Below are 13,522 nucleotides of genomic sequence, written 5' to 3' on the forward strand. Positions count from 1 at the left end.
CTGAATTTGAATCCGCTTAGTTAAAGAAAACCGCTTTCCTTTTCCTAAGCCCAAACCTAAGTAAAACTTGAGATGACCCAACCCAAACTCGAACTCACCTGGATCGGCAAAGACAAACGCCCCAAACTCGAACCGCGCATCCTGCTGGAAGACCCGGCAAAATCCTACCACGCTGCTGCCCGCGTGGGCGATACCGACCAGTTCGACAACCGCCTGATTTTCGGGGATAATCTGCTGGCGTTACGGGCGCTGGAAAGCGAGTTTGCGGGCAAGATCAAATGCGTCTACATCGACCCCCCGTTTAATACTAAACAAGCATTTGAACACTATGATGACGGGTTAGAACACTCTATCTGGCTAGGATTAATTCGTGATCGCTTAGAGATCATTCGAAAATTGCTTTCGGATGATGGTACTCTTTTTGTTCATATCGACGATAACGAGCTTGCCTATTTAATTGTTCTTATTGATGAGATTTTTGGTAGATCAAACAGGATTTCCATAATTACCTTTAAACAAGGTGCTGCAACAGGACATAAGTCAATCAACCCTGGTGTAGTCAGTACATCAAATTTTGTTTTGATTTATGCGAAAAATAAGTCTTCATGGACGCCGAATCGTGTATTTTCAGCAAGAGACAGCAGGGACACTCGATACAGTCAATACATAGAAAATTTTGGGGAGGGCTTTTCTAAATGGGAATTTATACCCTTGGCAAAAGCGTTTGCCCGCTCTCAAGATCTTCCTGAAAAAGGCTTGAAAAAGGCTCTAGGTGATGAATATGAAAAATTACTTTCCAAGTTTGTACTGAAAAATGCAAAGAGAGTTGTTCGTTTAGCAAGACCAGACTACAAAGCTGTAAGTAATGAAGCGAGAGGAATGATTGATCGTTCAAAAGCAAAGCCTCATACAGTTATGCTACTTAAACGAGAAAATCATTCTGATATGTATTTTGTTAATGGTGAGCGAGTACTTTTTTATTCAGATAAGCTCAAATTTATTGATGGGGAGTATGTTGCTGGAGAGTCACTGACATCTATATGGGATGACCTTCTATCGAATAATTTGCATAACGAAGGTGCAGTAAACTTTCCTAAAGGTAAAAAGCCAGAAGCATTGATCAAAAGATGTCTTGACTTAGCGACGAATGCGGGGGATTGGGTATTGGATTCGTTTGCGGGGAGCGGCACGACCGGCGCGGTAGCGCACAAGATGGGGCGCAAGTGGATCATGGTGGAGCTGGGCGACCACTGCCACACCCACATCATCCCGCGCCTGCAAAAAGTCATCGACGGCACGGATCAGGGCGGCATCAGCAAGGCGGTGGACTGGCAAGGCGGCGGCGGCTTCCGCTATTACAAACTCGCCCCCTCCCTGCTGGAGCGCGACCGCTGGGGCAACCTCACCATCAATGCCGACTACAACGCCGCCATGCTCAGCGAAGCCCTGTGCAAACAGCACGGCTACACCTACGCCCCCTCCGAAACCGTGTTCTGGCAACAAGGCCACGCCAACGAACGCAGTTTCCTCTACGCCACCACCCAGAACCTCAGCCTGGAACAATTGCAGGTGCTGGCGGAAGAAGTCGGCGAACACCGTTCCCTGCTGATCATCGCCGCCGCCTGGCGCGGCATCAGCGGCGAGGAAGCCAGCCGCCACTGGCCCAACCTCACCCTGAAGAAAATCCCCAACAGCATCCTCAACCTGTGCGAATGGGGCAAGGATGACTACAGCCTCAACGTCGCCAACCTGCCAATGGCGCAACCCGAACCGGAACAACCTGCCGAAAAACCAGCAAGCAAAGCAGCCAACCCGCAGCAAACCAGCCTGTTTGGGGAAGGGGAATAACCATGACACGTAGCCAAACCCTGCACGACATCAAAACCAGCCTTTCCCTGCGCCCGCCGCAGGCCGAATCCCTGCAAAAACTGGCAACCGCGCTGGAAACCGCCCCCGCCATGCGGCAAAGCGGCGAACGCGACCTCAGCGGTATTCTGGATAGCCTGAAAACGCAGTTCCCTACGTTGGAAGACTTCGAGCGTGAATTCCCCTCGCTGTGCTTCGCACTGGCGACCGGCGTGGGCAAAACCCGTCTGATGGGCGCGTTCATCACCTATTTGCATCAGGCTTACGGCATCAACAACTTCTTTGTGCTTGCCCCCAACCTCACCATCTACAACAAGCTGATTGCCGATTTCACCCCGAATACGCCTAAATACGTGTTCAAGGGCATCCACCATTTCGTGTTCCAGCCACCGGAAATCATCACCGGCGACAACTACGAATACCGCGCTGCGCAAGTGCAGGGCAGCCTGCTTTCCCCCGTCACCATCAACATTTTCAACATCGCCAAGATCAACTCGGAAGTGCGTGGCGGCAAGGAACCGCGCATCAAGCGCATGAAGGAAGTGCTGGGCGACAGCTATTTCAACTACCTTGCCAACCTGCCCGATCTGGTCATGCTGATGGACGAATCGCACCGCTACCGTGCCAGCGCCGGGGTGCGCTCCATCAACGAACTCAAGCCGCTGTTCGGGCTGGAACTCACCGCCACCCCATTCGTGGAAACCAGCCGTGGCCCGGTCGCCTTCAAAAACGTGGTGATGGACTACCCGCTGGCGCGGGCAATGGCGGATGGCTTCGTCAAGGAACCGGCAGTCGTCACCCAGCGCGGCTTTACCGCTGCCGCCCACACCCCGGATGAAATCGAACGCATCAAGCTGGAAGATGGCATCCGCCTGCACGAAATCACCAAGGTGGAACTGATCACCCACGCCCGCGAAAACAGCGTGCCCATCGTCAAGCCCTTCATGCTGGTGATCGCCCGCGACACCACCCACGCCGCGCAACTGCTCGACAAGGTGCAAACCCTGTTCGAGGGGCGTTATCAGGGCAAGGCGATACAAGTCGACAGCAGCAAATCCGGCGCGGAAGAAGAGGAAATGATCACCCGCCTGCTGGCTGTGGAAAGTGTGAATGAACCGACTGAAATCGTCATCCATGTCAACATGCTCAAGGAAGGCTGGGATGTCACCAACCTCTACACCATCGTACCACTACGCGCCGCCAACGCTCGCACCCTGATTGAACAGTCCATCGGGCGCGGTCTGCGCCTGCCCTACGGCAAACGCACCGGCAACCCCGCCGTGGATCGTCTCAACATTGTCGCCCACGACCGCTTTCAGGAAATCATTGACGAAGCCAACCAGGGTGATTCCCCGATCCGGCTTCAGCGCGTGATTCTGGATGCGCCCACACCCGATGACAAAAAGGTCAGCATCGAAATCAGGCCGAATTATGAAACGATGCTGGGGCAAGAAGGCCGAAGAGAAGAAACCCCCTCTAACTCCCCCTTATCAGGGGGAGGACGGGACGTGCCATCTTCCGGTTCCTCCCCTGATAAGGGGAGGTTAGGAGGGGTTTCTACTCCCATATTCAAAACCGAAACCGAGCGCGAAACCGCCCGTGTCGTTGCTGAAGTCGCCGCCAGCTACGCCGCCAAACGCGACCTTGTTCCCACCAGTCAGGCATTGCTAGCCCCAGAAATCCAGCAAGCCATCGCTATCGAAGTCAGCGAACGCCTGACCCCGCAACAAGGCACACTGTTCACTGCCGAAAATACCCCCGACCTCGCCACCATTGTCGCCAAAACCACCGAAGTCATGGTGCAACAAACCATCGACATCCCGCGCATACTGGTCAACCCGACCGGCGAAGTCGAAACCGGCTTCCACCCCTTCAAACTGGATGTGAGCGGCCTGCACCTGCAACCCGGTGAACGCGAACTGGTCGGGCAGATGCTGCGCACCAACGAACAATTCCACCTCAAAGCCGATGCAGGCAAACAGGAACAGCGGCTGGAAGATTACGTCGTGTTCGCCCTGATTGATTACGACGACATCGACTACTTCAGCCAGAAGGAAATCCTCTACGATCTGGCCGGGCAAATGGTGGCACACCTGCGCTCCTACCTGTCGGAAGACGAAGCGCACAACGTGCTGAACAAGGATCGTCGCCTGATCGCCCGCGAAATCCACGCGCAAATGCTCAAGCATTTCTGGGAACGGGCCAGCGGTTACGAAGTGCAGGTCAGCCGTGGTTTCACTCCGTTGAAAACGTGCAACTTCACGGCAAATGCCAACCAGCCGCCGAGTTCCTACCGTGAAACCGTGTTGGAAACCAGCAAGATCAAACAAATGCTGTTTGCTGGCTTTGAAAAATGCCTTTACCCGTTGCAGAAATTTGATTCTGACACCGAGCGCCGTTTCGCCGTGATACTGGAACGTGACGCGCAAAAGTGGTTCAAACCCGTCAAAGGCCAGTTCCAGATTTACTACAAATTGGGGACAGAGCAGCCGGAATACGTGCCGGACTTTGTGGCAGAAACCGACACCGCCATCCTGGTGGTGGAAACCAAAGCGAAAACGGATATGGATTCACAGGAGGTGCAGGCCAAAGCAAATGCCGCTCGCCGCTGGTGCCAGCATGCATCCACTTACGCACAGGAACAGGGAACCAAGCCGTGGCATTACCTGCTGGTTCCCCATGATGAAGTGCGGGAAGACTATAAGCTAATGGATTTCCTGCGCTTCCAATAAATCCGGGTTACAGCTATTGCGAAGGGGGTCACAGGTGCTCCACCCCAAAGCCGACAATTGCGTGAGACCTTGCTAAATTCCGCCCCCAGCAGTTATGGCACGGCATCTGCAACAATTGGACGATTACGTTGCAAAGCATTGAATCAGCACCAACGAGAGGCGAATTGATGAATCAACCCAAGACTTCCGGCAAAAAAGCCTTCCGCGCCGCCATCCTGCACCTGCTGGATGACCCCGGCTATGAATTAAGCCCCATGCCTGCCGAGGTTGAATATTTCGAAGACGGTATCCTGCTGGTCGAAGACGGTTACGTGACGGCCTGCGGGTCTGCCAGCGAGATGTTGGAGAAGCTGCCGGATGACTGCGAATTGCAGGTGTTCCCCGACCAGTTGATCATCCCCGGCATGATCGACACCCACATCCACTACCCACAGACCGACATGATTGCGGCTTACGGCGAGCAGCTGCTGCAATGGCTGGAAATCTACACCTTCCCCACCGAAAAGCAGTTCTCCGACCCCATACACGCCCGCGAAGTCGCTGAAGCCTTCCTCGATGAGTTAATGCGCAACGGCACCACCACCGCCTGCGTGTTCGGCACCGTGCACCCAGAATCGGTGGACGCTTTCTTTGAGGCAGCGGAAGCCCGCAACCTGCGCATGATTGCCGGTAAGGTGATGATGGACCGCAACTGCCCCGAATACTTGCAGGACACGCCCGAAACCGGCTACCAGCAAAGCAAGGCGTTAATCGAAAAGTGGCACGGACGCGGACGCTTGTCCTACGCCGTCACCCCACGCTTTGCGCCGACTTCCTCGCCGGAACAGCTCAGCAAAGCGGGGCAATTGCTGGAAGAATACCCGGATGTCTACCTGCACACCCATGTGGCGGAAAACCGCGACGAAGTGGCGTGGGTGCGCGAACTGTTCCCGGCAAGCCGTAGCTACCTCGATGTTTACCACCAGCATGGCCTGCTGAAACCGCGCTCGGTGATGGCGCATTGCATCCATCTGGATGAGGCCGACAAGCAATGCATGGCGGAAACGGGTGCAGCGGCGTCTTTCTGCCCGACCTCCAACCTGTTCATTGGCAGCGGCCTGTTTGACCTGATGGATGTGAAAGCACACGGCGTGCGTGTCGGCATGGGTACAGATGTGGGCGCAGGCAGCAGCTTCAGCCTGTTGCAGACCGCCAATGAAGCCTACAAGGTCACCCAGTTGCGTGGTAACAAGCTCTCCCCGTTCCAGATGCTGTATCTGGCAACCCTGGGCGGTGCCAAATCGTTGTACCTGGATGACAGGATTGGTAATTTCGCACCTGGCAAGGAAGCCGATTTTGTGGTGCTGAACCCGGCGGCAACACCGTTGCTGGCACGGCGAATACAGCATTGCCAGACGATTGCCGAGCTGCTGTTTGTGCTGATTATGCTGGGTGATGACCGGGTGGTTGCGCAAACCAGGATCATGGGCCTGTAGGATGGCGCACTTATGCAGGCCTCTAACAGCGCCTCATAACCTGACTTGAGTGGGGGACGGCCATCGCTTTGCACAGGTACAAGGCCCCTTCCCTGAAAACGATCATCGCCCCTGCCATTAGCAATGACATCTGTATTGGCATTTGCAGCAATTGCCGGGCGAGATTGTCATCTGGTGGGGGAAACAGGTTGTGAGATAGGGACATACCCAACAACATGCCCACATTTGATAGCGCCAGAATGCCCAGCAGCAACTGACGCGATGAGGAATGTGCGAATAGACGACGCCGCCAGCAACCGCCCAGGTTGCAACCGATAAACATGCCTACATGTGTCCACGGCGCCTGCACAAACTTATCCCTCCAGCCCATCCAGCCACTGCCAAGCGGAACCCGGCACAATTCATTGCTCAAAGCCAGCAAGCCCAACTCACCATAATCTGCCATCAAACCGATGAGCATGCCAAGGTAGCCGAGCAAGGCCATGACAACGAGTTCCCGCAGCATGCCAAACCGCCGGGCGCAGGTGGCACACCCATAAAGAAACAATAACGCGGCAGGAATCGCCAGGAGAATGGCCATTGGCAGTTGGTATACATACACCCCCAGCAGCCATATGCTGAGATACACCGCGCACCCCAGCAGGAACATTACAGCCAACACTTCATCAAGCCGGGACAGCCTACCAGAACCTGGATTCTTCCCATACATCAATCCCGGCGACAAGTGAAAGCTTTTCATGCACTGCTTGCCTCTGTTTCAAGGTATTGCTCGGGTGACTTTTCGAAACTGTGCTGGCAACCGGCGCAGCAGAAAAAGTAACGGGTTCCCTGGTATTCAGCGGTGAATTCAGCCCCCGCCATTGCCACACGCATGCCACAGACCGGATCAATGGCGTGGCCGGAAGATTCCACTGCCTGTATCTGGGCATATACCGGCTTGGCCTGCACCGAAACTGGCGACCAAACTGGCAGCTCGACCTTTTTCCCGGTTTGTACCGTACTGATGTTGCGTGGGTGTCTGGCCTGAATCACACCAGCCAGCACCGATACCGCAATCTCTTCACTGCTCACAGCACCAATATCCAAACCTGCTGGCGCAATAATGGCGTCAACCCGTTTCGCATCGTGCCCACGTTCCTTGAGGTAGGCACGCAGCTTTTCAGCCTTGCGCCTGCTGGCAATGCAGGCGATGTAGGAAGCTTCCGTGGCCAGCGCGAATTCCAGCCCTGCTTCATCCCGCTTGCCCTGGGTCGCCACCACCACAAAAGCCGACCGATAACCCTGTAACTGGCTTGCCTCAAAGGTGTTCAGCAGCTTGTCTGCATCCGGGAACATCTCCGCATCCACATCAGGAAAAGCGACTGTCACTGCAAAACCGGCACGGGAAGCCAGCACAGCCAGACTCCGCGCGGCTGGCGATGCACCGATAATCAGCAGCATAGGCCGGGGAACAACCGGGTCAATGAAGATCTCCAGCATTCCACCGCTGTGGCAGGTCATGCCAAAGTCGATGATTCCCTCTTCCCCGGCTGCATCCCGCGTTGGGCTGATCCGAATCAATCTGGCCTGACCGTCTTGCAGAGCTTTTTTCACTGTGTCGATGACCGCAGGTTGGGCGCAACCGCCCCCAATCCAGCCGTCGATATTGCCTTCGCTATCCACCACCGCCTTGGCTCCTGGGCGTGCCGATATCGGCGCTTCACATCGCACCACTGTGACAAGCGCAAACGGCTTGCCTTCAGCCTTGAGGGAGGCAGCCCTGTCCAGAACCGTATCGCTTTGCATCAACATAAATGAATACCTCCTGCTATCTGTTTCAATAGCCACTGTCAAAGGCTGCTCAGCGTGTCTTCCAGCGCTAACAGGCTTTGCAAATTGTGCGCTGGAGCCAATACGTCAATGTGTGGCAAGGCTGCCAGCATGGATGCCGTTTTGATTTCATAACCTTCCCTGCCCAGCAAAGGACTCAGCCAGACAAGTTTGCGGCACTGTTGCCTAATGTCAGCCAGTTGTCTGGCCAGTAAAGCGGGCTCGCCGGTATCCAGCCCGTCGCTGACAATCATCACCAATGTCCGGCTGGTCAGCAGACGCCGATAATCCCGGTTGAATTTTTCCAGGCATTCGCCAATCCGGGTTCCGCCAGACCAACCCTGCGAAATCAGCGCCAGACTGGTGCGCATCCGTATCGGGTCTGACTGGCGCAAGGCCTCCGTAATCGGCACCAGCGTGGTGTGATAGGCAAAAGCACTGGCCTCCTGAAACGCATTGACAATGCCACGGGCAAAGCGCAGGAACACATTGCTGTACAGCGACATCGAACGGCTGACATCCACAATCAGCAATAAACGTGGCGGGCGACGGTAGCGGTGGCGAAACACCAGTTCCAGCGGCGTACCGCCATAGCGGAGACTGGCTCTGAAGGTATGGCGTAAATCAATACGCCGACCATGACGCTGCACCTTCTGCCGTCGGATCAGGCGTCGCCGCATATGGCGTGCAAGCTGTTCTGCCAAACGTTCCAGTTCCCGCATTTGCCCATCGTCAACAAGCTGCCGGAAATCAGCACCTGCCATCCGCTCGAATGCGCTGGCACCGGAACGCACACCGGTTGGAGCAGCATTGTCGCCTTCGTCATAACCCGGCTCGTCCGCTTCACTGGCAGCAGGCTGATTGGCATTACCGGAAGCACTGCCTGCATCCTGGGAAGGTTTCCGCAAGGTTGCGGCGCGTGGCTGTTCCTGAATGCGTTGCCGCACATTGCCGGGCCGCCAATAAGCATCAAACAATTCGTCGAAACGCTCCCAGTCATCCTGGTTATTGCACAGCAGCGCACGCAAGCCCCAGCGCAAACGCTGGACATCATCAACCCCGCACAAAGCGGCGACCCGCTGGGTATCAATTTCTTCCGCGACACCTACCCGGAAATCGTTGAAGCGCGCCATGCGCACAAAACCCACCAAACGGGACTGAATGGAAGTTGCAAGGTTTGTTGGCGTTGCGTTCATCCGCTTCACACCGCCTGGGCGATTAATCGCTCCAATAAAGGCTCGTGAATCGCTGCGCGGTCTTCCCTTGTTTTAAGCAGGCAAACCAGGGAATCCACCACGGCTTGCGGGTCTTCCGCCAAACCTGTTACCCGCAGATTCAGCAAAGCAGCGACCCAATCCAGGGCTTCCGCCACGCCCGGTTTCTTGCGTAAATCCTGCTTGCGTAGCTCCTGCACGAAAGCCACTACCTGCCGGGCCAGTTGCGGCCCGATTTCAGGCACCCGTGCATGAATAATGCTGAGTTCCTTATCGAAATCCGGGTATTCCAGGTAGTGATAAAGGCAACGGCGGCGCAAGGCATCACTGAGTTCACGGGTACCGTTTGAAGTCAGAATGACATAAGGCCGACTGCGCGCCGTAATGGTCCCCAACTCGGGAACGCTGATCTGGAAATCAGACAGTAACTCCAGCAGGTAGGCTTCAAATTCCTCATCGGCCCGGTCGATTTCATCAATCAGCAGTACCGGGGAATCTGGCTGGGTAATCGCACGCAACAGCGGCCTTTCCAGCAAATACTTCTGACTGAAAATATGCTGCTCCGCGCTGTCAGGTGACACTTCGCCCCGCTCGAGCAACTTGATTGCCAGTAACTGGTGTTGGTAATTCCATTCGTACACAGACGAATTGACATCCAGCCCCTCATAACACTGCAATCTGATGAGCGGGCAGGCAAACACGTCTGACAAAACACGCGCCACCTCGGTTTTGCCGACACCGGCATCACCTTCCAGCAGCAAAGGCCGTTGCAATTCGGTGAACAGCAACAGGGTCGCGGCCAATGCCCGGTCAGCAATATACCCAGCTCCGGCAAGGCTCTGCTGCAATTCACCGACCCGATTGTGTTCAGTCATAATGCGCCACCTTTGCGATCCTCACCCGCTATTTAATTGCTGGAACTTTTTGCTCCAAACAGGCTGCGAAAGAACCCCACGATCACCGACCAGGCAAAGGCCAGCCCGTTCAGTTCCTTGGGTTGCTCTGCAAGACGTTCCTGGGCCTCAGACGCGGCAGCAGCGTCGCCTTCCTGCGTGGCCAGAACATGAGCAGTAAAATTTTTGCCGAACTGGTTCAAAATCTGATCGGCTACCTGCGTCATCATGCGCCCGCCCAGGCTGGCTGCCTTGCCATTTACCGTTACCACAGCACTTCCTTTAAGCTCACAGGCATTGCTGCCGGTTTCCACCAGTTGCGCAGTCAGATCCATCTCAGCAGAGGAACTGCCCTTGGTATCCTGACCACGGCCAAGCAGCTGTAATTCGTGCTTGGCGGCATCCATACCTTTAACTTCAATATCGCCATTGAACGCCATGGTAGCCGGGCCAAGCTTGGCCTTGACTGCGCCTTTGTAATGGCGGTCATCGACAACTTCAGTGATTTCCGCCCCCGGCATACAACTGGCCACACCGGGAATATCCTGTAGGAATTTCCAGGCGCTGTTGAGCGGTACTTCAATGGGAAAAGTCTTGTCCAGATTAACGTGCATGTATCTCCTCCCTGACTACCCTAACCGCGTTTATCCAGGCCCAGTTCATGGATTTGCTTCCAGACCCGGTAGGCGTTGTGCGGCATATTCATGTGGGTGATGCCCAGATGTGCGAATGCATCAACAATCGCTGAAGTGAAGCACGGAATGCTGCCCACATGCGGCGACTCGGCCACGCCTTTGGCTCCCAATGGATGATGTGGCGATGGGGTCACGGTGTAGTCGGTTTCCCAATACGGCGTTTCGACAAAGGTCGGGATGAAGTAATCCATAAAGGTATTACCCATTAGATTGCCGTCTTCGTCATAAGGCAGTTCCTGGCCCATGGCTACAGCGAAACCTTCGTTCAGACCACCGTGAATCTGCCCTTCGATAATCATCGGGTTGATACGGGTACCGCAATCGTCCAATGCATAGAAACGGCGGACGTGCACCTGCCCTGTGTATTTGTCGATATCCACCACACACAGGTAAACGCCAAACGGATAGGTGAAATTGGGCGGGTCGTAGTAATCCACTGCCTCCAGCCCCATTTCCATGCCTTCAGGCACATCGTTGTAAGCTGCCCAGGCGATTTCCTTCATGGTTTTTTCCTGCCCTGGCAAGCCTTTGACCTTGAAGCGATCGACTTCCCATTCCAGGTCGTTTTCGCTGACTTCCAACAGGTGAGCGGCAATTTTCTGTGCTTTCGCATGAATCTTGCGCGCAGCCACGGCGGTGGCCGCACCACCTACCGGCGTCGAACGTGATCCGTAAGTACCCAGGCCGTAAGGGGCGGTATCCGTATCGCCTTCCTCAATCTGAATATCCTCGGAAGGCAGGCCCAGTTCCGTCGCAATGATTTGCGCATAAGTCGTTTGATGCCCCTGCCCTTGGGTGATGGTACCCATGCGGGCAATCACGCTGCCGGTAGGATGCACCCGGATTTCAGCGCTATCAAACATGCCAACACCGAGAATGTCACAGGCCTTGCTCGGCCCTGCGCCCACGATTTCGGTAAAGGTAACCAGACCGATACCCATCAGCTCGCCTTGGGCGCGTTTCTCCGCCTGCTCCTTGCGCAAGCCTGCGTAATCCACCGCGTCCAGCACCTTTTCCAAAGCGGTGTGGTAATCGCCGCTATCCAGTTGCCAGCCCAGCGCGGTGTCGTAGGGGAACTGTTCCTTTTTCACGAAATTGCGGCGGCGGATTTCAGCCTTGTCCATACCGAGCTTCTGCGCCAGCACATCCATCATGCGTTCAATCAGATAGACCGCTTCGGTGACGCGGAAGGAGCAGCGGTAAGCAACGCCCCCCGGTGATTTGTTGGTGTAAACACCATCCACCTTGACGTAAGCCGTGGGGATGTCATAGGAACCCGTGACGATACTGAACAGCCCGGCGGGCCACTTGGTGGGTTGCGCGTGTGAGTTGAACGCACCGTGATCAGCCAGCACCTTTACTCTCAAGCCTTTGATGTGGCCTTCCTTGTCTGCGGCGAGTTCACCACTCATCCAGTAATCACGCGCCCAGGCGGTGGTAGACAGGTGTTCCATACGGTCTTCCACCCATTTCACCGGACGTCCCAGCACGATGGAGGCAACGATGGCCGTCACGTAACCGGGGTAGATCCCCACTTTATTGCCGAAACCACCGCCGATATCGGGGGAAATGATCCGAATCTTGCTTTCCGGCAGGCCGGATAACAGGGAAACCACGGTACGCACCACATGTGGCGCCTGCGAGGTAATGTAGACCGTCAGATGCCCTCTGGCCTTGTCGAAAGAGGCCACGCACCCACAGGTTTCCAGCGGACTGGGGTGTACACGCGGGTAGTACATTTCCTGTGCCACACTGACTTCAGCCGTATCAAACGCCCGCTCTGTCGCACTGGCGTCGCCGACTTCCCAGCTGAATATATGGTTAGGGTGTTTGCGCGGGCCTTGGCCGACATTATCCTTGCCGACGGTGTCTTCCCGCAGGATGGGCGCATCCGGCTCCAGCGCCTTGTGTGGGTCAACCAGCACCGGCAGCGGTTCGTATTCGACCTCAACCAGATCGACTGCATCAGCCGCGATGTAACGGCTGTCGGCAATGACGACCGCCACTTCCTGGTATTGCATGTGGACTTTTTCATCCGCCAGTACGGCCTGCACATCGCCTGCCAGCGTTGGCATCCAGTGCAGTTTCAGGGGCTTCAGGTCGTCTGCCGTCAATACGGCGTGCACGCCTGGTACTGCCAGCGCCTTTTCCTTGTTGATGGATTTGATGCGTGCATGGGCATAGGGGCTACGCACAATATCCGCGTAGACCATGCCGGTCATTTTCACGTCATCAACGTAATTGCCTTTGCCTTGCACAAAGCGAGGGTCTTCCTTGCGTTTGCGGGAACAGCCGATGCCTTGGATGGGGTCTTGAGTGGTGATGCCTTCAGCGCTTGTTGCCATGATCTGTTCCTCCTCACGCCTGTTGCAGTTTTTGGGCAGCCGACTTCACCGCCTTGATAATGTTCTGGTAGCCGGTGCAACGGCATAGGTTGCCCGCCATGCCCACGCGAATTTCCTCATCACTTGGGTTGGGGTTTTCCTGTAGGAAACGGTAGGCGCGCACCAACATACCGGGCGTACAAAAGCCGCATTGCAGACCGTGCTCGTCAATAAAGGATTGCTGTAATGCGTGCAACCCGGAGGCATCCGCCAGACCTTCCACAGTCAGCACTTCACCCTTATTGGCCTGGATAGCCAGGACGGTGCAGGACTTCACCGATTGCCCGTTCAGATCCACGGTGCAGGCACCGCAATGGCTGGTATCACAACCGACATGGGTGCCGGTCAAACCAAGCTGGTCACGGATAACGTAAACCAGCAACTCGCGTGGCTCGACCAGCGCATCAATCGGCTGGCCATTCAATTTGAACATAATGTGTTGCTTGGCCATGGT

10 protein-coding genes are annotated in these 13,522 nt (G+C 55.5%); 3 read left to right on the forward strand and 7 right to left on the reverse strand.

What is annotated here, in order from left to right; all coding sequences use genetic code 11:
* The first annotated feature begins 72 nt into the window (after positions 1-72).
* The 3 genes from VSS37_RS19765 to guaD all read left to right on the forward strand — a co-directional run bounded on the left by VSS37_RS19765 (position 73) and on the right by guaD (position 6,073).
* On the forward strand, positions 73-1,848 hold the full coding sequence (locus VSS37_RS19765) for a site-specific DNA-methyltransferase (RefSeq protein ID WP_324698011.1): 1,776 nt from the start codon (positions 73-75) through the stop codon (positions 1,846-1,848).
* Between the two features lie 2 nt (positions 1,849-1,850).
* The gene (locus VSS37_RS19770; protein ID WP_324698013.1) at positions 1,851-4,598 is read left to right on the forward strand and encodes a DEAD/DEAH box helicase family protein; all 2,748 of its coding nucleotides are present in this window, start codon (positions 1,851-1,853) and stop codon (positions 4,596-4,598) included.
* A 167-nt stretch (positions 4,599-4,765) separates the two neighbouring features.
* Positions 4,766-6,073 carry a guanine deaminase gene (gene guaD, locus VSS37_RS19775; protein ID WP_324698014.1) on the forward strand — a complete coding sequence of 436 codons (1,308 nt, stop codon included), beginning with the start codon at positions 4,766-4,768 and terminating at the stop codon, positions 6,071-6,073.
* A 22-nt stretch (positions 6,074-6,095) separates the two neighbouring features.
* Here guaD and VSS37_RS19780 read toward each other — a convergent pair whose 3' ends face one another.
* Genes VSS37_RS19780 through VSS37_RS19810 form a run of 7 tightly spaced genes read right to left on the reverse strand, consistent with a single transcriptional unit; the run spans position 6,096 to position 13,519 of the window.
* Positions 6,096-6,812, reverse strand: a complete 717-nt coding sequence (locus VSS37_RS19780) for a hypothetical protein (RefSeq protein WP_324698016.1) — start codon at positions 6,810-6,812, stop codon at positions 6,096-6,098.
* Complete coding sequence (locus VSS37_RS19785; protein WP_324698017.1) at positions 6,809-7,864, reverse strand: XdhC family protein; 1,056 nt, start codon at positions 7,862-7,864, stop codon at positions 6,809-6,811. The genes VSS37_RS19780 and VSS37_RS19785 overlap by 4 nt, the downstream gene beginning before the upstream one ends.
* A gap of 38 nt (positions 7,865-7,902) precedes the next feature.
* A complete protein-coding gene (locus VSS37_RS19790) occupies positions 7,903-9,078 on the reverse strand; it encodes a vWA domain-containing protein (RefSeq protein ID WP_510952329.1) in 1,176 nt (391 codons plus the stop codon).
* Between the two features lie 5 nt (positions 9,079-9,083).
* A complete protein-coding gene (locus VSS37_RS19795) occupies positions 9,084-9,971 on the reverse strand; it encodes an AAA family ATPase (RefSeq protein ID WP_324698020.1) in 888 nt (295 codons plus the stop codon).
* Positions 9,972-10,003: 32 nt separating this feature from the next.
* A complete protein-coding gene (locus VSS37_RS19800; protein ID WP_324698021.1) occupies positions 10,004-10,603 on the reverse strand; it encodes an SRPBCC family protein in 600 nt (199 codons plus the stop codon).
* A 20-nt stretch (positions 10,604-10,623) separates the two neighbouring features.
* Positions 10,624-13,029, reverse strand: coding sequence for an aerobic carbon-monoxide dehydrogenase large subunit (locus VSS37_RS19805; RefSeq protein ID WP_324698023.1), 2,406 nt, complete (start codon positions 13,027-13,029; stop codon positions 10,624-10,626).
* Positions 13,030-13,042: 13 nt separating this feature from the next.
* Positions 13,043-13,519, reverse strand: coding sequence for a (2Fe-2S)-binding protein (locus VSS37_RS19810; RefSeq protein ID WP_324698025.1), 477 nt, complete (start codon positions 13,517-13,519; stop codon positions 13,043-13,045).
* Between the last annotated feature and the right edge of the window lie 3 nt (positions 13,520-13,522).

The sequence above is a fragment of the Candidatus Thiothrix phosphatis genome (assembly GCF_035668035.1).
GTDB lineage: Bacteria > Pseudomonadota > Gammaproteobacteria > Thiotrichales > Thiotrichaceae > Thiothrix > Thiothrix phosphatis.

Bases quoted from the DNA above. Each gene is read 5' to 3' on its own strand.
- VSS37_RS19800 (WP_324698021.1), bottom strand. From the start codon at position 10,603: ATGCACGTTAATCTGGACAAGACTTTTCCCATTGAAGTACCGCTCAAC.
- VSS37_RS19765 (WP_324698011.1), top strand. From the start codon at position 73: ATGACCCAACCCAAACTCGAACTCACCTGGATCGGCAAAGACAAACGC.
- VSS37_RS19785 (WP_324698017.1), bottom strand. From the start codon at position 7,864: ATGTTGATGCAAAGCGATACGGTTCTGGACAGGGCTGCCTCCCTCAAG.
- VSS37_RS19790 (WP_510952329.1), bottom strand. From the start codon at position 9,078: ATGAACGCAACGCCAACAAACCTTGCAACTTCCATTCAGTCCCGTTTG.
- VSS37_RS19780 (WP_324698016.1), bottom strand. From the start codon at position 6,812: ATGAAAAGCTTTCACTTGTCGCCGGGATTGATGTATGGGAAGAATCCA.
- guaD (WP_324698014.1), top strand. From the start codon at position 4,766: ATGAATCAACCCAAGACTTCCGGCAAAAAAGCCTTCCGCGCCGCCATC.
- VSS37_RS19810 (WP_324698025.1), bottom strand. From the start codon at position 13,519: ATGGCCAAGCAACACATTATGTTCAAATTGAATGGCCAGCCGATTGAT.
- VSS37_RS19795 (WP_324698020.1), bottom strand. From the start codon at position 9,971: ATGACTGAACACAATCGGGTCGGTGAATTGCAGCAGAGCCTTGCCGGA.
- VSS37_RS19805 (WP_324698023.1), bottom strand. From the start codon at position 13,029: ATGGCAACAAGCGCTGAAGGCATCACCACTCAAGACCCCATCCAAGGC.
- VSS37_RS19770 (WP_324698013.1), top strand. From the start codon at position 1,851: ATGACACGTAGCCAAACCCTGCACGACATCAAAACCAGCCTTTCCCTG.